General features: G+C 71.5%; 19 protein-coding genes and 1 other RNA gene (1 of these 20 only partly in view). 7 read left to right on the plus strand and 13 right to left on the minus strand.

All coding sequences use genetic code 11. The features are described from left to right. Positions 1-293 precede the first annotated feature (293 nt). Complete coding sequence (gene recR, locus CTJ15_RS19315; RefSeq protein WP_019460725.1) at positions 294-893, minus strand: recombination mediator RecR; 600 nt, start codon at positions 891-893, stop codon at positions 294-296. Positions 894-1,151: 258 nt separating this feature from the next. Next, positions 1,152-1,496 carry a YbaB/EbfC family nucleoid-associated protein gene (locus CTJ15_RS19320; RefSeq protein ID WP_019460724.1) on the minus strand — a complete coding sequence of 115 codons (345 nt, stop codon included), beginning with the start codon at positions 1,494-1,496 and terminating at the stop codon, positions 1,152-1,154. 215 nt (positions 1,497-1,711) lie between these two features. Here CTJ15_RS19320 and CTJ15_RS19325 point away from each other — a divergent pair, with 215 nt between their 5' ends. Both CTJ15_RS19325 and CTJ15_RS19330 read left to right on the plus strand, forming a co-directional pair. After that, complete coding sequence (locus CTJ15_RS19325) at positions 1,712-2,890, plus strand: aminotransferase class V-fold PLP-dependent enzyme (RefSeq protein WP_075822544.1); 1,179 nt, start codon at positions 1,712-1,714, stop codon at positions 2,888-2,890. A 168-nt stretch (positions 2,891-3,058) separates the two neighbouring features. Continuing rightward, positions 3,059-3,532, plus strand: a complete 474-nt coding sequence (locus CTJ15_RS19330) for an AraC family ligand binding domain-containing protein (RefSeq protein ID WP_099781864.1) — start codon at positions 3,059-3,061, stop codon at positions 3,530-3,532. Between the two features lie 135 nt (positions 3,533-3,667). Here CTJ15_RS19330 and CTJ15_RS19335 read toward each other — a convergent pair whose 3' ends face one another. Continuing rightward, positions 3,668-4,408 (minus strand): SDR family oxidoreductase, encoded by a 741-nt coding sequence (locus CTJ15_RS19335; protein ID WP_075822545.1) that lies wholly within the window; start codon positions 4,406-4,408, stop codon positions 3,668-3,670. Positions 4,409-4,508: 100 nt separating this feature from the next. Here CTJ15_RS19335 and CTJ15_RS19340 point away from each other — a divergent pair, with 100 nt between their 5' ends. Both CTJ15_RS19340 and CTJ15_RS19345 read left to right on the plus strand, forming a co-directional pair. After that, positions 4,509-5,408 carry a LysR family transcriptional regulator gene (locus tag CTJ15_RS19340; RefSeq protein WP_019460720.1) on the plus strand — a complete coding sequence of 300 codons (900 nt, stop codon included), beginning with the start codon at positions 4,509-4,511 and terminating at the stop codon, positions 5,406-5,408. Positions 5,409-5,434: 26 nt separating this feature from the next. Then, entirely contained in the window at positions 5,435-6,340 is a 906-nt protein-coding gene (locus CTJ15_RS19345; protein ID WP_019460719.1) for a pirin family protein, read from the plus strand. Between the two features lie 166 nt (positions 6,341-6,506). Here CTJ15_RS19345 and CTJ15_RS19350 read toward each other — a convergent pair whose 3' ends face one another. The 10 genes from CTJ15_RS19350 to CTJ15_RS19395 form a co-directional block, all read right to left on the minus strand. Next, positions 6,507-8,489 carry a DNA polymerase III subunit gamma/tau gene (locus tag CTJ15_RS19350; protein ID WP_099781865.1) on the minus strand — a complete coding sequence of 661 codons (1,983 nt, stop codon included), beginning with the start codon at positions 8,487-8,489 and terminating at the stop codon, positions 6,507-6,509. A gap of 78 nt (positions 8,490-8,567) precedes the next feature. Then, an RNA gene (gene ffs, locus CTJ15_RS19355) (signal recognition particle sRNA small type) lies at positions 8,568-8,664 on the minus strand. A 72-nt stretch (positions 8,665-8,736) separates the two neighbouring features. Continuing rightward, entirely contained in the window at positions 8,737-9,651 is a 915-nt protein-coding gene (locus CTJ15_RS19360) for a PfkB family carbohydrate kinase (protein ID WP_099781866.1), read from the minus strand. A gap of 32 nt (positions 9,652-9,683) precedes the next feature. Next, on the minus strand, positions 9,684-10,169 hold the full coding sequence (locus CTJ15_RS19365) for an L-2-amino-thiazoline-4-carboxylic acid hydrolase (RefSeq protein WP_019460716.1): 486 nt from the start codon (positions 10,167-10,169) through the stop codon (positions 9,684-9,686). Positions 10,170-10,254: 85 nt separating this feature from the next. Beyond that, a complete protein-coding gene (locus tag CTJ15_RS19370; protein WP_099781867.1) occupies positions 10,255-11,730 on the minus strand; it encodes an FAD/NAD(P)-binding protein in 1,476 nt (491 codons plus the stop codon). Then, positions 11,727-13,367, minus strand: a complete 1,641-nt coding sequence (locus CTJ15_RS19375) for an ABC transporter ATP-binding protein (RefSeq protein ID WP_099781868.1) — start codon at positions 13,365-13,367, stop codon at positions 11,727-11,729. Before CTJ15_RS19375 ends, CTJ15_RS19370 begins: the two co-directional genes overlap by 4 nt. Further along, a complete protein-coding gene (locus CTJ15_RS19380; protein WP_099781869.1) occupies positions 13,367-14,200 on the minus strand; it encodes an ABC transporter permease in 834 nt (277 codons plus the stop codon). The genes CTJ15_RS19375 and CTJ15_RS19380 overlap by 1 nt, the downstream gene beginning before the upstream one ends. An 8-nt stretch (positions 14,201-14,208) precedes the next feature. Continuing rightward, positions 14,209-15,186 (minus strand): ABC transporter permease, encoded by a 978-nt coding sequence (locus CTJ15_RS19385; protein WP_099781870.1) that lies wholly within the window; start codon positions 15,184-15,186, stop codon positions 14,209-14,211. A gap of 4 nt (positions 15,187-15,190) precedes the next feature. Then, a complete protein-coding gene (locus tag CTJ15_RS19390; RefSeq protein WP_099781871.1) occupies positions 15,191-16,804 on the minus strand; it encodes an ABC transporter substrate-binding protein in 1,614 nt (537 codons plus the stop codon). A 179-nt stretch (positions 16,805-16,983) separates the two neighbouring features. Further along, positions 16,984-17,196, minus strand: a complete 213-nt coding sequence (locus tag CTJ15_RS19395; protein WP_075822215.1) for a hypothetical protein — start codon at positions 17,194-17,196, stop codon at positions 16,984-16,986. A 271-nt stretch (positions 17,197-17,467) separates the two neighbouring features. Between CTJ15_RS19395 and CTJ15_RS19400 the strand changes: the two genes are divergently transcribed. The 3 genes from CTJ15_RS19400 to CTJ15_RS19410 all read left to right on the plus strand — a co-directional run. Then, positions 17,468-18,730 (plus strand): DNA recombination protein RmuC, encoded by a 1,263-nt coding sequence (locus tag CTJ15_RS19400; RefSeq protein ID WP_019460709.1) that lies wholly within the window; start codon positions 17,468-17,470, stop codon positions 18,728-18,730. A gap of 34 nt (positions 18,731-18,764) precedes the next feature. After that, the gene (locus tag CTJ15_RS19405) at positions 18,765-19,661 is read left to right on the plus strand and encodes a LysR family transcriptional regulator (protein ID WP_019460708.1); all 897 of its coding nucleotides are present in this window, start codon (positions 18,765-18,767) and stop codon (positions 19,659-19,661) included. Positions 19,662-19,723: 62 nt separating this feature from the next. Next, on the plus strand, positions 19,724-20,303 hold the start of the coding sequence (locus tag CTJ15_RS19410; protein ID WP_075822214.1) for a hypothetical protein. The gene runs 1,202 nt beyond the window's last position; the window shows 580 of its 1,782 coding nt (coding positions 1-580); the start codon lies at positions 19,724-19,726; its stop codon lies beyond the right edge, outside the window.

A 20,303-nucleotide genomic window follows, 5' to 3' on the forward strand; every position in this document is an offset into this window, starting at 1 on the left:
GACCCTGCGGGCCCTGGACCCGATGAGTTGGTGCTCGCTGACGCCGGATCGCGCCGGAGAGCCTGGCTCTCCGGCGGACTGCCGGTGCCATGAGAGCGGACACGGTGTCTTTCTTTTCGGGAGCCCCGCCTTTCCACCTGCTCCCGGGGATCAGGCCGCAGGCTGACGGCCACCACGCAGAGCCAGCTCAGGCCCGGGGTCCGGGGACCGGCTTCGGTCCCCGGCGGAGAGGGGGTCCGGGGTGAGAGGCGGAGCCTCTCCCCCGGCGGCCAGCCACAGGGCGCGGCGCCCGATCAGACTGGCCGGCGGGCGCGCAGGGCGGCGGCGAGGGTGCCATCGTCGAGCACGTCCAGGGCGCCCCCCATGGGAACGCCCTGGGCGAGGCGCGTGACCTGCACCGGCAGGTCATGCAGCCGGTCGTGCAGGTAATGGCCGGTGGTGGCGCCTTCCACCGTGGCGGGGAGGGCGAGGATCACCTCGCGGATGCCCTCCTCCGCCACGCGACGCACCAGGGGCTGGATGCGCAGATCCTCCGGCCCCACCCCGCCGAGCGGCGACAGCACGCCGCCCAGCACGTGGTAGAGGCCGCGATGCGCCCCGGCCCGTTCCAGTGCCCAGAGATCGGCCACGCCCTCCACCACGCAGACCAGCCCACGCTCGCGGTGCGGGTCGCGGCAGACATGGCAGGGGGATGCGGTATCGAGATTGCCGCAGACCTCGCAGGGCCGCACCGCCTCGGCGGCGATCCGCAGCCCGTCGGCGAGGGGCAGCATCAGCCGTTGCGGGTCCTGCAGCATCTTCAGCACGGCCCGCCGTGCCGAGCGCCGGCCATAGCCGGGCAGGCGCGACAGCAGGCCGACAAGCTGTTCGACGGGGTCGTTGGGATGGTTCATTCCATGCTCCGCGCCGCACCTTCCGCACCGCCGCGGGGCGCGAACCGGGCCTGGCCGCTACCCGGAACATATAGGGATCGGCAGGCGTTTCCGCGAGGGTGCCGCCGTGCTGTCCCCGCCCCGCGCCGGGTCGGCGGGAGGTCTGCCACCGGCACTACCGGCCGGATGCCGGCGCCATGGGGCGGCTTCCGGGTCGTTCCCCGGGGCCGCCGCCCCGCGGGGGATCGCGCCTACGAGGTCCCGGCGGCCGGGCACGGTTCAGAACGGCAGCTTGAAGCCGCCCGGCAGGCCGCCGCCCATGCCGGGGATGTTCAGCCCGGCGGTGGCCTTCTGCATCTCCTCGGCCATCATCGCCTCCACCTTCGCCTTGGCATCGGCATGGGCGGCGATCAGCAGGTCCTCCAGCACCTCGCGCTCCTCCGCCGACATCAGGGAGGGGTCGATGGCCACGCTCTTGAGGTCGCCCTTGCCGGAAAGCGAGACCTTCACCATGCCCGCGCCCGACTGGCCCTCGACCACCTGGGCCTCCAGCTTGGCCTGCATCTCTTGCATCTTCGACTGCATCTGCTGGGCCTGCTTGAGCATGTTGGTCAGGTTCTTCATGCACGGATGTCCTGGCTGAAGGTTGTCGGGACGCGCCGGAAGCCGCCGCGCCGAGGAGTATCTCCCCCGGTATCTAGGGCAGGGGTGGCCCTGCGTCACCGGCCCGCCCGGTTTCCGGTCCCTTATTCCGGGCGGCGATCCGCATCATGGTCCGGCGCTCTTGGCAGTCCCGGCCACGGGGATGAAGCTGACCGCCGGATTCCGGAGGGGGCGGCATGATCGACATCGAGAGGGTCCGGGCGGAAACGCCGGCCACCGCCCGGCGGGCCTATCTGCACAATGCCGGGGCCGCCCTGATGCCCGCGCCGGTGGTCGAGGCGGTCAAGGCGCATCTGGACCTGGAGGCGGAGATCGGCGGCTATGCCGCCGCGGCGCAGGAGGCTGAAAGGCTGGAAGGGGTCTACCGCTCCGTGGCGCGGCTGCTGAACGCGGCGCCCGGGGAGATCGCCCTCACCGAGAATGCCACCGTGGCCTGGCAGATGGCCTTCTACAGCCTGCCCCTCGGCCCGGGGGACCGCATCCTGACCGCCGAGGCGGAGTATGCGGCGAACTACGTTGCCTTCCTGCAGGTGGCGCGCCGTACCGGCGCGGTGGTGGAGGTAGTGCCGAGCGACACGGCGGGGGAGCTCGACCTCGCGGCGCTGGAACGGATGATCGACGGCCGTACGAAGCTGATCGCCGTCACCTGGGTGCCGACCAATGGCGGGCTGACCAACCCGGCCGCCGCCATCGGGCGGATCGCCCGGATGCATGGCATCCCCTATCTTCTGGATGCCTGCCAGGCGGTGGGGCAGATGCCGGTGGATGTGCGGGCCCTCGGCTGCGACATGCTCTCCGCCACCGGCCGGAAATTCCTGCGCGGGCCGCGCGGCACCGGCTTCCTCTATGTGCGGCAGGAACTGCTGGAGCGGCTGGAGCCGGTGGTGATCGACCATTTCGCCGCGCCCTGGGTCAGCCGGGGCGAGTACCGGTTGCGCGGGGACGCCCGCCGCTTCGAGACCTGGGAAAACAACTACGCCGCCCGCGCCGGGCTGGGGGTGGCGGTGGATTACGCGCTGGAACTGGGGCTGGAGGCAATCGGGACGCGCTGCCACGCTCTGGCCACCCGGCTGCGGGAGGGGCTGCGCGCGATCCCCGGCGCCACGCTCCGCGACCTGGGGCGGAACCCCTCGGCCATCGTCAGCTTCACGCTGGAAGGGCATGAGGCGCGTGCGGTGGTGGCCAGCGCCGGGGCGGCGGGGATCACCATCGGGGCCTCGGACCCCGCCAGCACGCGCATCGATGCCGAGCGGCGCGGTCTGCCCGGCCTGATCCGGGCCTCCCCGCACTACTACAACACCGAGGCGGAGATCGACCGGCTGCTGGCGCATTGCCGCGGGCTGGCGCGGGGCTGAGGCCGCCCCCGAAACGCGCGCTTCCGCGGCCCGGCATCGCGCGCCGGACAGGGCCCGGCCCGCCGTGATCGCCGGGGATGGGCGCCTAGCCCTGGCTTGCCCCGCGGCACCCGGCCGCGCCATGCTGCTCCCCAGGGGTGCGGAACGATCCCTGGAGGAAACAAGACAATGCGCCTTGCCGTGCTCTGCGGCGGCCTCGCCATGGGTTTCATGGGCGGGTTGCTTTCGGGTCCCATCCTGTCCCGGCTCGCTCCGCCCACCGGCGCGCAGACGGCGGCGCCGGAGCTGGTGCCGCGCATCGTCAGCCTGACCGGGCTGACCGAGGACGAGATCGGCCCGCTGGTCAACGGCACCGACCTGCGCTCCCGCACCCTGGTCGCCACGGAGCAGGGCACGGTGGCGGTGCAGAGCGGCAACGTGTTCAAGCATTTCCATGCGGACGCCAACGAGATCCAGCTGGTCCTGGCCGGCAGCGGCTCCTTCTGGCTGGGCGACCGGCAGGTCCAGGTGAAGCCGGGGGACCTCGTCATCATCCCCAAGGGCACGGTCCATGCCGGGTCCCAGGCCAGCGAGGGGCGCTTCCGGGTCCTGGCGATCAAGCTGCCGCCGCAGCGGCCGGACGACACCCACCGCGTGCCGTAGCGGCCCGACGGGGCGCCACCACAGGTGCGCGCACATTTCGCCATCGGGGTGGATGGCAGCTTCGACATCGAGGTGGCGAGCCTCAGCCTGCAGGCCACGATCTGACCTTCGCGAAGGCCCGCCCGGCGCGGTGGGCTATCGCATCGCCAGCCCGCCATCGACGGCGTACTGGCCGCCGGTGACGAAACCGGCCTCCTCCGACAGCAGGAAGAGGGCCACGGCCGCCGCTTCCTCGTCACGGCCCATGCGGGAAAGAGCCAGCCGTCCCAGCACCCCCGCCTCGAAGTCCCGCCGGAAGGAATCCGCCATGAAGTCACGGAAATTCGTGTCGATGGGCCCTGGCACGAGCGTGTTGACGCGGATGCCGCGCGGGCCGAGCGCGGTGGCCCAGCAGCGGGCCAGGGACAGCATGGCGCCCTTGCTCGCGGCATAGACGCTGGCCATGGCCGAACCCTCATAGGCCGCGGTGGAGCCGGTGAGCAGCACGGCGCCGCACGGTCGCAGCAGGCTGGACAAACAGGCCATCTGCAGCACCGGGCCACGCAGGTTCGCCTGCATCATGGCATCGAAAAATTCGGCATCGACCGCCTCGATTGCGCAGACGGCGGCATAACCCGCGTTGAGCCACGCCCCGTCGAGGCCGCCACCCGAGGCGACCGCCTCGGCGAGTTCCCGTGCCACGCCGGGATCGGCCGCGTCGTTCCGCAGTACCAGCGCGGCCTCCGGCAGGGCCTGGCGCAGCGCCGCCAGGCGATCCGGGTCTCGCCCCGTCGCGATGACCTGGCCGCCTTCCGCGGCGATGCGTAGCGCCCCGGCCCGGCCGATGCCGCTGGTCGCGCCCGTGACCAGGATGCGCTTTCCGGAAAACCGGCTCATGGCGGAACCTCCTCCTGCTTCGCTGCCCGGAAGCTAGGCATCGGCGGACACCGGGATAATCCGCTATGTTCCGAGCGTAGTCTGTGGTGGATCGGGCATAATGCGGGGCAGCGACTTCACCGAGCTGAAGGCCTTCGCCACCGTCGTCGAGCATGGCAGCTTCGCCCGGGCGGCCGCGCATCTCGGCATCACCCCCTCCACCCTCAGTGCCATCCTCCGCAAGCTGGAGGAGCGGCTCGGCACGCGCCTGCTCCACCGCACGACGCGCAGCCTCGCCCCCAGCGAAGCGGGCGAGCGCCTGCTCCGCCGCCTGCGCCCGGCGCTGGAGGCGCTGGAGGCGGCGGAGCAGGACGCGCGGGGAAACGCGGCGGAGCCCGCCGGCCTGCTGCGCCTCAACGCCTCCCGCATCTCCGCCGTGCACTATCTGGCGCCACTGCTGGGTGGTTTCCTGACGGCCCATCCGGCGATCCGCGTCGAGATCACCATCGAGGACCGGCTGGTGGATATCGTGGCGGGCCGTTTCGACGCCGGCATCCGCCTGGGCGAGAAACTGCACCGGGACATGGTCGCGGTGAAGCTCGGCGGCGAACTGGTGATGAAGGTGGTGGCAGCACCCGGCTATCTCGCACGCCATGGGCGGCCCGGGCACCCGCGCGACCTGGCCCGCCATGCCTGCCTCGCCTACCGCAATCCGAGCGACGGCAGCCCCTATCGCTGGGAGTTCGAGCGCGGTGCGGAACGCCTGGAGGTCGCGGTGGAGGGGCCGCTCATCGTGGACGAGCCCGCCATGCTGCCGGAGATCGCCTGCGCCGGGGCGGGAATCGCCTATCAGTTCGCGCACCAGGTCGATGCGATGATCGCCGCGGGGCGGCTGGTGCAGCTCCTGCCGGAATGGACGCCGCCCTTTCCCGGATTCTATGTCTATTATCCGAGCGCCCGCCAGATGGCCCCGCCGCTGCGCACTTTCCTCGACCATCTCTCCCGCACGCGGATAGGCTGACGGCAACCCTGGTGGAGAAAAGACTTATGTCTGAAACCCCGGTCGAGATGGTGATTGAGCAGCGCCGGCGCGACCTGGGCGGCGGGATCGAGGTCGGGCGTATCCTGCCCTTCGCGAAGCGCCGCATGGTCGGCCCCTTCGTCTTCTTCGACCATATGGGGCCGGTCGACCTCGCCCCTGGCATCGACCGCTCGCTCGACGTGCGGCCACACCCGCATATCGGCCTTTCCACCGTGACCTATCTCTTCTCGGGCGAGATCATGCACCGCGACAGCATCGGCTCGAAGCAGCCGATCCGCCCGAACGAGGTGAACTGGATGACGGCGGGGCGCGGCATCACGCACAGCGAGCGCTTCGAGAAGGCGCGCGCCGAGGGCGACCGCCTGCACGGCATCCAGGCCTGGGTCGCGCTGCCCACCGGCGCCGAGGAGGCCGACCCCGCCTTCTCCCACCATGCCGGCGCCGACCTGCCGCAATGGAGCGAGGGCGGCGTGCACGGCCAGGTCATCGCCGGCAGCGCCTATGGCCTGACCGCCGTGGCGCGCACGCATTCGCCGCTCTTCTACGTGCATCTCGGGCTGGAGGCCGGGGCGCGGGCGGAGATCCCGGCGGGCTTCGCCGAACGCGCGCTCTACGTGGCCACGGGCGCGGTGGAGATGGGCGGCGTGCAGTATGGGCCGGGACGGATGCTGGTGCTGGGCCAGGGCCAATCCTCGCTCCGCGCCATCGGCGAGGCGACCGTGATGATCCTGGGCGGCGAGCCGGTCGGGCCGCGCTTCCTCTACTGGAACTTCGTCTCCTCCTCGAAGGAGCGGCTGGCCCAGGCGGCGGCGGATTGGCGCGCCGGGCGCATGAAGCTGCCCGATGCGGACGACCGGGAGTTCATCCCTCTGCCCGAGGGACCGATGCCCTCAGCGCCCGCCATGTCCTGAGGCGCCGGGCCGCGCCGGAGAGCATGGCTCTCCGGCGCGGTCCGGCGCCAGGGAGTGCCAACTCACCGGGTCCAGGGCGCGAAGCGTCCTGGCGGATAGGGGGTCCGGGGCGAAAGGCGGAGCCTTTCCCCCGGGGGACGGCACAACGCCGGACCCGCCGTCCGGATCAGTCGAGATCGTCCATCCCGGCGGGCTCGGCATCCGGCGGAGCGAATTCGCGGTCGTCGCCTTCCTCCATCCCGGCGGTGCCGAAGGCCGCTTCCTCGGCGGCGGCGGGGGGCAAGCCGTATTCATCCAGGGTGTTGTCCCGCACATCGGCGATCTCCGCACCCGGGAAGGCGGCCAGCACGGCCTGCACCAGCGGGTGGCTCTCGGCCAGTTCGCGGGCCTGTGCGGCGACGGCCTTGCCCTGCTCGGCCAGGGTCGGCTCGCCCCCGGCATTGGAGAGCACCACGGTCCAGCGCCGGCCCGTCACCTCGCTCAGCAGGGCGGTGAGCTGGGCGGCGAGGTCGCGCGGGGCCTGCGGGAGCGGGTTCAGTTCCAACCGGCCACGCCCGAAGGAGACGAGGCGGACGCTGTGCACCAGATGGGCATGCAGCATCGGCTTGCGGCCCGAGGCCAGGGCCACGACCTCGCGGAAGGAACCGGGCTGCGGCGCGGGCGCCGCCTCGGCATAGGCCACTGCCCCGCCGCCACCGGCGGCCATCACGGAGCCTCCGCCACCGGCCACCATCGAACCGCCGCCATGGGTGGGCATCGCCGGACCGCCGCCAGCCATGCGGGCACCACTGTTTCCGCCACCCCCCATCCCGCCCCCTTGCGGAGCCGGGACGCTGCCGCCTTCCTGGAGGCGGCGCAGGATCTCGCCCGGCGTCGGCATCTCCGCCACGTGGGCGAGGCGGATCAGCACCATCTCCGCCGCCGCGCGGCGGTCGGGGGCGAGGGCGATCTCCTCCAGCCCCTTCAGCAGCATCTGCCAGGCGCGGCCCAGCACGGGAATGGAGAGCCGGTCCGCCAGGGCGGCGCCGCGGCCCCGAAGCTCCTCCGGCAAAGTGGGATCGTTGCGCAGCGCGGGCACGGAGCGCAGGCGGGTGATCTGGTGCACCAGCTCGGCGAGGTCGGAAAGCAGCACGCCCGGGTCGGCGCCGACCTCATGTGCCCGGTCCATGGTGGACAGCATGGCGGCGACGTCGCCGCGCATGGCGGCCTCCATCACGTCCAGCACCAGGGCGCGGTCGGCCAGCCCCAGCATGTCGCGCACCGCCTGGGCGGTGACGCTGCCGCCGTCCTCGGACAGGGCGATGGCCTGGTCCAACAGCGAGAGCCCGTCGCGGGCCGAGCCGTCGGCGGCACGGGCGATCATGGCCAGCGCCTCGGGCTCCAGCCGTGCGCCTTCCTTCTCCGCGATGCGGGAGAAGAGGCCAGCCAGCTCCGCCTGCGACATGCGGCGCAGGTGGAAGGTCTGGCAGCGCGACAGGATCGTGGCCGGAACCTTGCGCAGCTCCGTGGTGGCGAAGATGAAGCGTACCCCAGGCGGCGGCTCCTCCAGCGTCTTCAGCAGCGCGTTGAAGGCCGGCCCGGAGAGCATGTGCACCTCGTCCAGGATGAAGACCTTGCAGCGGCCCTGGACGGGGCGGAATCGCACCTGCTCCCGCAGTTCCCGCACATTGTCCACGCCGTTGTTGGAGGCCGCGTCCAGCTCCATCACGTCCGGGTGCCGGTCGGCCAGGATGGCGCGGCAATCGGGGCAGACGCCGCAGGGCTCCACGGTCGGGCCGCCCTGGCCATCCGGCCCGGTGCAGTTCAGCGCGCGGGCGATGATGCGGGCGGTGGTGGTCTTTCCCACGCCCCGGATGCCGGTGAGCATGAAGGCATGGGCGATGCGGTTCTGCGCGAAGGCGTTGCGCAGGGTACGGACCATGGCGTCCTGGCCGACCAGGTCCGCGAAGCTGGTGGGCCGGTACTTCCGGGCCAGCACGCGATAGGGCTGGGCTGGTGCCTCCGCGGGGGTCCCCACGAGCGCCTGGGCGGAGGCCGGCGGGGGCAGGGGGGCGGGCGCCGGGGAGGATGGGGCATCCCCGAAGAGGCCGGGGCCCTCGGCGGGCGGCTCGGGGATCTCGTTCTCGGTCGAGGGAAGGTCGCTGGGCATCCGGTCCCGGGGAAAGGGCGTCGTGGACGACAGGTGGGGCGACTACGGAACCGGCGGGGGAAGGCGGTCCTGCTCGGGGTGGAAGACCGACACACGACCCGGGCGGAAACTCGTTGCGGCTGCTTCCTTCCGGACCTGACCGGGTTGGCGAGGCGCCCGTCCGCGGCCGGCCTTCCGAGGCGACATATGGCGGTTCCGCGGGTGGATGGCAACCGGGGGCCGGCCGGGCCAGCCCCGGGGGGACGGGTCAACCGAGGCGGGACAGCACCTCCGCCAGTGTGGGCGCGCCCAGGCGTCCGCCGGGGCGCTCGCATTTGATCGCCGCGGCGGCATGGGCGAAGCGCACCCGCTCCCCGGTGTCGAGGCCGCGCACCAGCCCATGGACATAGGCCCCGTGCCAGATGTCGCCTGCGTTCAGCGTGTCCACCGCCCGGATCGGCTCCACCGGAAAGGACCAGAGCGAATCCGGCACCGCGCGCTCCCAGACCAGGGCGCCCCGCGCCCCGAGCGTGACGCCGATGACCACGGCCCCGGGCAGTTCCGCGACGAGGCCACGCAGCGCCTCGGTGGGCGGGCGGCCGCTGGACAGGGCATCGAGTGCGACTTCAGACAGGAGCACATGGTCGGCCAGTGGCATCAGGCGGTGCAGGATTTCCGGCGGCGCGAGGTCCGCGTCCAGCACCGTGGGCACGCCGATGCTCCGGGCATGGCGCATCGCCACCTCCCCGGCATCGGGCCAGCGCACATCCACCAGCACGGCTCCGGCCCCTTCCAGCCGTTCCAGCGGCAGGGCCACTGGCGCGGCATAGAGGCACGGGTCGAAATAGGGCACCACCAGCCGCTCGCCCGCCGGGTCCACCAGGATGGCCGAGACCGGCGTGCGGGCCCCCTCCCGTTGGAGCAGGTGCCCGACATCGATGCCGTCCGCCGCCAGGTTGTCGAGGCAGGCCTGCCCGTTGGCATCCCGCCCCACCAGGGACCAGAGCTCCACCGGATGGCCGAGCCGGGCGATCGCGGCCGCCGCGCTGACCGCCATGCCGGAGGCGATCTGCTGCATCCCGCGCGGCAGGAGCTTCACGCCGCGGCCGGGGATCTCATCGACGAGGAAGCTCGTCTCCCACAGCACGCCGCCGATGCAGATGACGCGTCCGTCGCCGGCCACCTTCGTTTCCCCGCCGTTTCCCGCCGCCCCTGTCAAGCGGCGTCTTCCTCGTAGTGGTAGCGGAAGTCGCAATGCGAGGCGCCGCCCATGATGGTCTGCGTCCGCTCCATCTTCAGCTTCGGGTCATAGCCCTCGCAGAAGGCGCCGTCGCGCTGGCAGGAGAGCAGGTGCCCGATCTCGCCCAGGCCCATCGCCCTGTACATCTCGGCATAGCGGCAGCGGGTGACGTTGAAGGCGAAATGCGTCGCGTCGCGGCCCACCGTCTCGATCTCCAGCGCCCCGCCGGCGGTCCAGTGGCGCTGGATGTCCACGAAGCTCTGCAGGCTGGTGCCGCCGGGGGTGGAGGCCGCGAATCCGGCGGCCTGGGCGATGGCGGAGCGGCGGACGGATTCGGCGATCAGCTCCTGCGCCGCCTCCCGCCCCAGCTTCGCCTTCAGCGTCTCGTAGACCTCCTTCAGCAGCTCCGCCTCGATGCGGCGGCGCTCGATGATCGGGGTGACGGCTTGGTCCTCTGGCATCGGAAACTCCTCGGAGCACGTTCCGCCGGGCGGTGCGTGCCCGCTTGTTGTCTGCGCCGCGGATGCACGCTCCGCGGCGGTCCGCTCAGCCGCGGCGGAGACGTTGCTCCGGCGGCACGAAATAGGGCGTCGGGGCCAGTTCCGGCTCCTCGAACGCGACCACGGCATCGTAGTGCCGCCCGACCTCCTCGGCGAAGAGCGCCTGCCCGATCTCCCGCGCCAGGGTTGTGCAGCCGGTGCCCACGGCCGGGATGTCGCCGGACAGGATGCCGTGGCTCGACGCGGCGGCCGGCCCCAGCAGCCGCAACCGCGCCAGGGCACCGGCGAGCAGCGAGGCGGGGTCGCGCGGCGTCAGCTCGAAGCCCTCGCCAAGATAGGGCGCACGGGCCAGCTCCGGATAGCGCGCGGCCTCTTCCGGCGCGACGCGGTCGCCCCAGAGCTGCATCGCGTCGCGGAAGGCGGCGAGTTCCGGCATGCGCGCCGGATCGACCGTGAAGCCGGTGCCGAAGATCACCGCGTCGAAGCGCTGCGGCCCTTCCGCCGTGGTCACGGTCACGCCCTCCGCATCCGCCGCCACGTCGCGCCAGCGTGCGTTGAAGACGAGCCGGAACCCCGGATGCCGCTCGCAGCGGAGCACGGATTCATGCGGCGGCGGCGAGGCCTCGCCGGCGGTGTAGGTCAGGAAGCGCCAGCGCGTCGCATCGTCCAGCCGCCCGAAGCCGCGCAGGAAGCCGGAAAAGACCATGCCGCGCGTCTTGTTCACCTGCGGCAGGAAGGCGCGGCGGGCGAACATGGTCACCTTGGCGGCGCCGGCCTCCAGCGCCGTGCCGGCATTGTCGAAGGCCGAGGCATTGGCGCCCAGCACGGCGATCCGCCTGCCCCGGAAGCGGCCGAAATCGACGACGGGGTCCACCGAGTGGAAGACCCGTCCGGTGGCCCGTGCCGCCGCGTCCAGCCCACGGGGGAGGGAAGGGAAGGGGGGAATGTTCGGCCCGCCCACGCCCTCCCGCCCGCCGGCCAGCACGACCTGCCGGCAGAGCAGGCTTTCCTCCCCCTGCGGGCCGCGCAGTCCGGCGCGGAGCAGTCCTTCCGCCACCGGCTCCAGCGCAACGAGGGCGGTCTCGTTCTCGACCGGGATCGCCGCCGCGTCGCGCACCCAGAGGAGATAGGCGAGCCAGTCCAGCCGGTGGATCTTGTACAGCCTCTCCCAGCCCTCGGCGCCGTGCTGCGCCTCCCACCAGGCGCGGAAGGTGAGGGAAGGGATGCCCAGGTCCGGCCCGGTCAGGTGCTTGGGCGAGCGCAGGGTCGGCATGCGGGCATAGGTGCCCCAGGGGCCTTCCTCGCCACGCCGGGCACGGTCGATGACCCGGATGTTGCGGATGCCGTCGCGGATCAGCGCGAAGCCCGCGGTCTGCCCGAACATGCCGCCCCCCACCACCAGCACGTCCAGCACGGGGGTGCCGTCGGCGGCCGGGATGCCGAGCGGCCAGTTGGCCGGCGGGTGGTTCAGCCGGACGAGGTCGCGCCGGACCTCCGCCTCCAGCGCCGCGAGGCCGCTCATGCGATTTCCTCCGGGACCGGGGCAAGGTCGCCCGGCGGCGTCCAGCCGCGCCCCGGCACCGAAGCCAGGAGCGACTTCGTGTAGTCGTGCTGCGGATCGCCGAAGACCTGCACCGCCGTGCCCTCCTCCACCACGCGGCCCCGGTGCATCACCGCGATGCGGTCGCAGATCTGTGCCGCGACGCGCAGGTCGTGAGTGATGAACAGCACCGAAAGGCCCAGCCTCCGCCGCAGATCGGCCAGCAGGCGCAGCACCTGCGCCTGCACCGAGACGTCGAGGGCCGAGACCGCCTCGTCCGCCACCAGCACCTCGGGGCGCAGGGCCAAGGCCCGGGCCAGGCCGATGCGCTGGCGCTGCCCGCCGGAGAATTCATGCGGGAAGCGGTCCATGGCATCGGGGCGCAGCCCGACCAGCTCGAACAGGTCGCGGGCATGGGCCATGGCCTCCGCGCGCGGCGTGCCATGCACCATCGGCCCCTGCGCCACCAGCTCCCCCACCCGGCGGCGCGGGTTAAGCGAGGCGAAGGGGTCCTGGAACACCATCTGGATGCGCTTCGTTTCCGCCCGCATCTCGCGCGCCGAGAGCTTCGCGAGATCGGTGCCGCCCAGCCGGATGCTGCCCTCGTCCGGGTCCAGCAGCCGCACCACGCAGCGCGCCAGGGTGGACTTGCCGGAGCCGCTCTCCCCCACGATGCCCAGCGTGCCGCCCTTGGGCAGGCTGACGCTGACATCGTCCAGCGCCTTCACGATGCGCCGGCTGCGGCGGAACAGCCCGGCCTTGCCATAGGTCTTGCTCACCCCCCGCACCATCAGCGCCGGCCCGGCGCGCAGCGGGGGTCCCTCCGGCGCGGCGGGACGCAGCGGCGGCACGGCGGCGATCAGGGCGCGGGTATAGGGGTGCTCCGGCCGGTTCAGGATGTCCCCGGCCTCGCCCTGCTCCACCACCACGCCGTGCCGCATCACCGCGATCCTGTCGGCGATCTCCGCCACCACGCCGAAGTCGTGGGTGATGAACAGCACCGCCGTGCCGTGCTTCGCCTGCAGGTCGCGGATCAGCGAGAGGATCTGCGCCTGGGTGGTGACGTCGAGCGCCGTGGTCGGCTCGTCGGCGATCAGCACCTCCGGCTCCAGCGCCAGGGCCATGGCGATCATGGCGCGCTGCCGCTGCCCGCCCGACAGCTCGTGCGGATAGGCCCGCAGCGCCCGGCGCGGATCGGGAATCCGCACCTCCTCCAGCAGGGCGAGCACCCGGCGCTCGATCTCCGCGCCATCGAGGTCCGTATGGATGCGGAAGCTCTCGCCGATCTGGTCGCCGATGCTGCGCAGCGGGTTCAGCGCCGTCATCGGCTCCTGGAAGATCATGGCGATGCGCGCCCCGCGCAGGCGCCGCATCTCCGCCTCGGACTTCGCCAGCAGGTCCTCGCCCGCCAGCAGCACCTGCCCGGCGGCGACGCGCACGCCCTCGGGCAGCAGGCGCATCACCGCGCTGGCGGTCATGGACTTGCCGGAACCGCTCTCGCCCACGACGCAGAGGATCTTCCCCCGCTCCAGCGTCAGGGTCACGTCCTGGAGGGCATAGGGGCGGTCGGCGCCGGGCGGCAGGGCGACGGAAAGGTCGCGGATCTCCAGGCAGTCCATCAGCCCCGCCCCTTCAGCCGGGGGTTCAGCGCGTCGTTCAGCCCCTGTCCCACCAGGGAGACGGCCAGCACCGCCACCAGGATCGCCAGGCCCGGGATGGCCGAGACATACCACTGCGCCCGCAGCACGCCCTTGCCCGCGCCGATCAGGTTGCCCCAGGAGGCGATGTTCGGGTCGGACAGGTTGAGGAAGGCCAGCGCGCTTTCCAGCAGGATCGCGGTCGCCATCACCACCCCGGCATAGACGATGACCGGGGGCAGGGCATTGGGCAGGATCTCGCGGAAGATGATGCGCAGGTTGCCCATGCCCAGCACGCGGCAGGCCTGGACGAATTCCCGCTGCCGCAGGCTCAGGAACTCCGCCCGCGTCAGCCGCGCCGTGGCGGGCCAGGAGACGAGGCCGATCGCCAGCGTGACCGTCACGATGTCGGAGCCGAAGACCGCCACCAGCACCAGCAGCAGCAGGAAGTTCGGCAGGGTCTGGAAGGCCTCCGTGACGCGCATCAGCGCATCGTCCACCCAGCCGCCGTAATAGCCCGACAGCGCCCCGACCACGATGCCGATGGCGATCGAGATCAGCGTCGCCACGATGCCGATCAGCAGCGAGACGCGGGCGCCGTAGAGGATCTGCGCCGCGATGTCGCGGCCCGAGGGGTCGGTGCCCAGCGGGAAGCGGGGATTGGCGCCGGGCCATTGCAGCGGCCGCCCGGCCAGGCGCAGCGGATCGTCCGGATAGAGCAGCGGCGCGGCAAGGGCGGCCGCCACCACCAGGAGCAGCAGCAGCAGGCCGATCACCGCCGGCGGGCTGCGGAGATAGCGTCGGAAAGCGTCCATGGCCTCGTTCAGCGGTCGGCGGCGATGCGCGGGTCGAGCTTCGCGTAGAGCAGGTCCACGCAGAAATTCACCACGATCACCAGCAGGGCGGAGGTGAAGACGATGCCGAGCAGCATGTTCAGGTCCCGCTGCACCACCGCGTCATAGGCGAGGCGCCCAAGGCCGGGCAGGGCGAAGACGCTCTCCACCACCACCGAGCCGCCCAGCATCGTGCCGGCCTGCAGCCCCACCAGCGTGATCATCGGCAGCAGCGCGTTGCGCAGCGCGTGGCGCACCACCACGCCGGTCTCGCCCAGCCCCTTGGCGCGGGCAGTGCGGATGAAGTCCTGCGTCATCACCTCCAGCATCGCGGCACGCATGATGCGGAGATAGGTGGCGAGGAAGATCAGGGCCAGCGTCGCGGTGGGCAGGACGAGGTGCCAGGCGATGTCGAGCGCGCGGGTCAGGCCGGTATGGCCCGCCCCGATCTCCTCGAACCCCCCGGCCGGAAGCCAGCCGAGATTGACCGCGAAGAGCACGATGCCCATCAGCCCGAACCAGAAGGAGGGCGTGGCGTAGAAGACCAGCCCCAGGGTCGAGATCAGCGTATCCGGCCAGCGGTTCACCCGCCGCGCCGCCAGCACGCCCAGCGCCGTGCCGGTGGCGAAGGAGAAGCAGAGCGCGGAGCCCATCAGCAGCAGCGTGACCGGCAGGCGCTCCCCGATCACCCGCACCACCGGCTGTCCGTAGATGGCGGAGAAGCCCAGGTCGAAGCTCAGGAGCCGCATCAGGTAGCGGCCGAGCTGCACCGCCACCGGGGCGTCCAGCCCGTAGAACTGGCGGAGCTGTTCCATCTGCACCGGGTCGCCGCCACCCATCTGCGCCATCAGCGCATCGACCGTGTCGCCGGGGGCGAGCTGGAGCAGCAGGAAGAGGCCGACCAGGATGATCAGCAGGGTCGGCAGGCTGGCCAGCAGCCGCCGCCCCGCGAGCGCCAGGACCCGCACCGGATCAGCCGGCGGCGAGCCAGGTGTCGTGCCAGTCGCCGGAGCCCCAGCGTGGGTAGTTCATGCCGTTCCGCACCCGCTTGCTGGCGGCGGTCTGGAACTCCCGCTCGGTGATCATCCAGATCGGCAGCGCCTCGTTGATCTCCTTTGTCCACTCGGCATAGAGCGCCTTGCGCTTCGCCGGGTCGAGCTCCGCGGCGGCGCGGTCGGTGAGCTCGTCGATCTTCTCCGACTTCCAGTCCCACTGGTTGGTCCAGGGTGCGCCCTTCGGGCTGCCGGAGCGGTACCAGACGGTGGTGGAGACCGCCGGGTCGCCGCGATACTGGTGCCAGCCGGTGGCCAGGTCGAAGTTCCAGTCGCGGTAGACAGCCGAAAGGGCGCCGGCGATGTCGAGGTTCACGATCTCCACCCGGATGCCCACGGCCTGCAGCGACTGCTGGACATAGGTGGCGAGCAGCGGCACGTCCTCGCCGTTCTGGATGGGCACGAGGCGCAGGGTGAAGCGCACCCCGCCGGCGCCGCGCCTGTACCCGGCCTCGTCCAGCAGCGCCTCGGCCTTCTTCTTGTCGAAGGCATAGGGGAACTTCACGTCCGCCGGGTAGAAGGCGGTGGAGGAGGAGGGGATGGGGCCGTTGGCGGGGCGGCCCTGGCCGTAGAGGAAGTTCTCGATGAAGAAGGGCACGTCGATGGCATGTGCGATGGCCCGGCGCACCCGGACATCCGACAGCTCCTTGCGCCGGTGGTTGAATTCCAGCGTGTTGTTGAAGGCATTCGCTTCCGTGCCCCGCGTGGTCACGGTGAAGCGGTCGTCCTTCGCCAGCCGGTCGAGATCGGCCATCGGCAGCCCGTTATAGGCCGAGACCTGAATCTGCCCCGATTCCAGTGCCGCCGAGGCCGCCGAGCGGTCGTTGATGAAGCGCCAGACGATGCGGTCGAGATAGGGGAAGCCCTGGCGCCAGTAGTCCGGGTTGCGCTCGGCGATCACGTACTGGCCGCGCTCGTACTGCACGAACCGGAAGGGGCCGGTGCCGACCGGGGCGGTGTTGGCCGGGTTCTCCAGCACATTGGTGCCGGCGAAAAGGTGCTTCGGCACCACGTAGCCGAGGTCGCAGAGCGCGCGCAGCAGCAGGTTCAGCGGCATGGGCTGGGAATAGCGGAAGACGGCGGTGCGCTCGTCCGGCGTGTCCACCGCGGTCAGGTATTGCTGCAACTGGGTGGAGTAGTTGAGCTGGGTCTTCCACAGCTCCATCGCGTTGTACTGCACGTCGGCCGAGGTGAAGGGCTTGCCGTCATGCCACTTCACGCCCTCGCGCAGCCGGAAGGTGATGGTCTTGCCGTCCGGCGCCGCCTCCCAGCCCGTGGCGAGCACGCCGACAGGCTTGCCCCCGGCATCGAGGTCCACCAGGGATTCGATCATCTTGCTGGTGATGATATAGACGCCGGTGGAGGCGCGCAGGGCCGGGTTCAGGATGCGCTGCTCGCCCGCCAGATGCGCCGTGAGCACCCCGCCCCGGGTGACGTCGCCCGCCGCGCCCTGGGCCAGGGCGCGACGCCCGAGGAGCGTGCCGGCGGCGAGGGCAGGGGCCAGCAACAGGGCATCGCGCCGGGTCGGCTTCATGGTCGCACCTTCCGATAACAGAATCGTAAGGGCCACGATAATCCGTTTTGCCGTGCCGTAAATCACGACAAACCGGCGTTTTTTCAAAAATTATACGGTCCTGCCGCATGACGGGGACGCAGACCGGAATGAGGGGTCCCGGAACGCGCTTCCGCCCGCGGCAGGTCCCTTGCGGGAGCTCAGGGCGCGAGGGACGCGGCCGGGCGTCCGGTCGCCTCCCAGGGCAGGACGGCAGGCGGGCCTTCGTTCAGCGCGATGCGGACGGGCAGCCAGGCGGCGCCGTGGTCCACCTGACCCTCCATCACCAGGAGGACGGCCAGATAGGCCACCAGCAGCGTGCCGGTGACGGCCAGCGCCCCGAGAAGTTCGGGGAAAAGGCTTTTCCTTCGCATGGGGCATCCTCATGAGGGGGGATCACAAGGGACAGGATCAATCCGGGCCCATTACTGAAGCGTTTCATGACAGCCGCAACATAAATCCTCACGCGCAGGAGATCCGAAAGCGCTTCTTCCTCCGGTTGCACCTCCGCGCGCCGGCGGAACGGCGGCGGCCGGTTTTGCCCTTGGGTGTGCGGCGCGCGGCGTCCATAAGGGAAAAGGGGAACGAAACGCGTCCTTCTCCACCGAATCCGCCGCGGCGGCACCGAGCTTTGGGAGTTCCGGATTGGAAAACTGGCTGATCCTCCTGGTCCTGCTGCCCGGCTTGGCGGCGTTGCTCCTGCTGCTCTTCCGCCGACCCGCCGCCCTTCAGGCGGAAACCCTGATGCCCCTGGTGGAACGGCTGGGCGCGATCCAGTCCGGCGTCGGCGAGCAGCTGGCGCAACAGGCGCGTGAGGTGGAGGCGGCGCTGTCGGCCCAGAACCAGCGGCTGGCGGAGGCCCAGGCCCTGGCGGCGGAGCGGGCGAGGCTGCAGGAGGTGGCGCTGGCCGAGCGGATGGCCCAGGCGACCCGGGCCATGACCGAGAGCCTGATCGAGCAGGGGCGGCGGGTGAACGAGACGGTGGCGGCGCAGAACGAGCGCCTGAACGCCGCGCTCACCGGGCAGAGCGAGCGGGTGGCGCGGCAGCTCACCGAGCAGTTCGCCGCCACGCAGGAGACCGCCAAGGCCATCGGCGAAAGGCTGGCGGTGATCGACGCGGCGCGCGGCAATATCGAGGCGCTGGGCGCGCAGGTGACGACGCTGTCGGGCATCCTTTCCAACAAGCAGTCGCGCGGCGCCTTCGGCGAGGTTCAGCTGCGCCGGCTGGTGGAGGACCGGCTGCCGGCGGACGGCTATTCCTGGCAGCATACGCTGAGCAACCGGCACCGCGCCGACTGCCTGATCCACCTGCCGCACCCACCCGGCCCGGTGGTGGTGGACAGCAAGTTCCCGCTGGAGGGCTGGCTGACGCAGCGCGATTCCGAGGGGCGGGAGCGCGACCTCGCGGCCAAGGCCTTCGCCAGCGACATGCGCAAGCATGTCGGCGACATCGCCACCAAGTACCTGATCCCCGGCGAAACGGCGGAAGGGGCACTGCTTTTCGTGCCCTCCGAGGCGATCTATGCGGAGCTGCACGCCACCCAGGCGCCGCTGGTCGAGGAAGCGGCGCGGATGGGGGTCTATATCGTCTCGCCCTCCACCCTCTGGGCCGTGCTCGGCACGATGCGGGCGCTGATGCAGGACGTGCGCATCCGGGCCGAGGCCCGGCGCATCCAGGACGAGGTGAAGCGCATGGCCACCGAGGTCGGCCGCCTCGACACGCGGGTGGCCAAGCTCAAGAAGCATTTCTCCGACATGCAGGACGATGTGCGGATGATCGACATCACCACGGAGAAGATCGTCCGCGCCTCCGAACGCATGGCGGCGGTGGAGCTGGAGGAGGCGGCCGGCGCACCGCCCGCCGTGTCGCTGGCCGAGGCCTCCCCGGCCTCCCTGCCGCGGGCCTGAGCGCACCCCGTGCCCGCCTTGCCGGAGTAGGTCCATGCTCGATCCCTTGACCCTGGACCAGCTCCGCGTGCTGGTGGCGGTGGCGGATACGGGCAGCTTCTCGGCCGCCGCGCGCCGGCTGCAGCGCGTGCAGTCGGCGGTCAGCCAGTCCATCCAGACGCTGGAAAGCACGCTGCGCCTGACCCTCTTCGACCGGACCGGGAAGAAGCCCCACCCGACCGAGGCGGGGCGGGTGATGATCGCCGATGCGCGGCGGCTGCTCGACAGCGCGGCGGCACTGCGGGAACGGGCAGCCAGCATCGCCACGGGGCTGGAGGCGGAGCTGACCGTGGCGGTGGACCAGCTCCTGCCGCTGGACGCCATCATGTCGGCGCTGCGCGCGCTGAGGCTGGAGTTCCCGCAGCTCCAGGTCCGGCTGCTGACGGAAGGGGTCGGCGCGCCGGAACGCTATCTCCGGGACGGGCGGGCGCATCTGGCCGTCTATGCCACCGTCGTTACCGGGGTCACGGATCTGGAGCGCGAGTTCCTGACCGACGTGGCCATGGTGCCGGTGGTGAGCAGCGCCCATCCCCTGGCCGCGATGGAGGGGCCCCTGTCGCGCGACGTGCTGTCGGAGCACGTGCAGCTCGTCCTGACCGATGTTTCGGAGCAGACCGGCTGGTCGGTCGGCGTGGTCAGCCACCACGTCTGGCGCTTCGCCGACATGCACACCCGGCTGGAATTCCTGCTGGGCGGCTTCGGCTGGTGCAACATGCCGCTGCATCTGGTGAAGCCGCATCTGAGCGGCGGCGCGCTCAAGCGCCTGCATCCCAAGGAGCGGGACGGGTTCAGCGTGGCCCTTTCCGTGGTGCACCGGCGCCAGAGCCCGCCGGGCCAGGCGGGACGCTGGCTGATCGAGCATCTGCGGGAGCATCTCGGCAAGGGCGGCTGACGCCGGGCGCGGGGAGGGGGGACGGATCGCCGTCCGCGCCATCCCATGCCAGGATGGCCGCCATGGCCATCCTCGCCGAGACCACGATCCCGCGCAGCCTGGATCTCCTGGCCGTGCGCTGCCTCGGCGCCGGGCCGGGCCGGCGGGTGGAGGCCTGGCTCTTCGAGGACGAGGCCGTGCGGCGGGGCGTGGAGGAAAGGCTGCGCGCGGCGGGCATCGAGGCCAGGCTGCGCAGCGCCTACAAGCCGCTGCTGCACTTCTTCCTGGAGGAAGCGTCGCTGGAAGGGGTCACGGCGGTCCGTATCCGCTACCCCGTCCATGCCGCGGCAAACCCGCTTCGCTTCCGGATGGAGGCCTATCCCCTGGCCGGGCTGCTGGGTGGCCGGATGCTGCGCTTCGAGCCCGGAGGGGACGACCTGCATTACGAGGTCGGCCTGTTGCGGGAGGGCGGCGGCGAGGAGCGCCATCGGGTCTTCGCGCCGAACCGGCTCCGGCGGGACCTGCTGGGCCGGGAAAGCCTCTCGCCCTGCGGCTGGTGGTGCCGCTGGGACGCCGGACCGGACGGGCAGGTGGTGGAGGGCGAAGCCTTCGAGACGGAATACGAGGCGGCCTTCCGGCTCGCGATGGAGAGCCTGGACCGGC

The organism is Roseomonas sp. FDAARGOS_362 (assembly GCF_002754815.1).
Lineage (GTDB): Bacteria > Pseudomonadota > Alphaproteobacteria > Acetobacterales > Acetobacteraceae > Roseomonas > Roseomonas mucosa.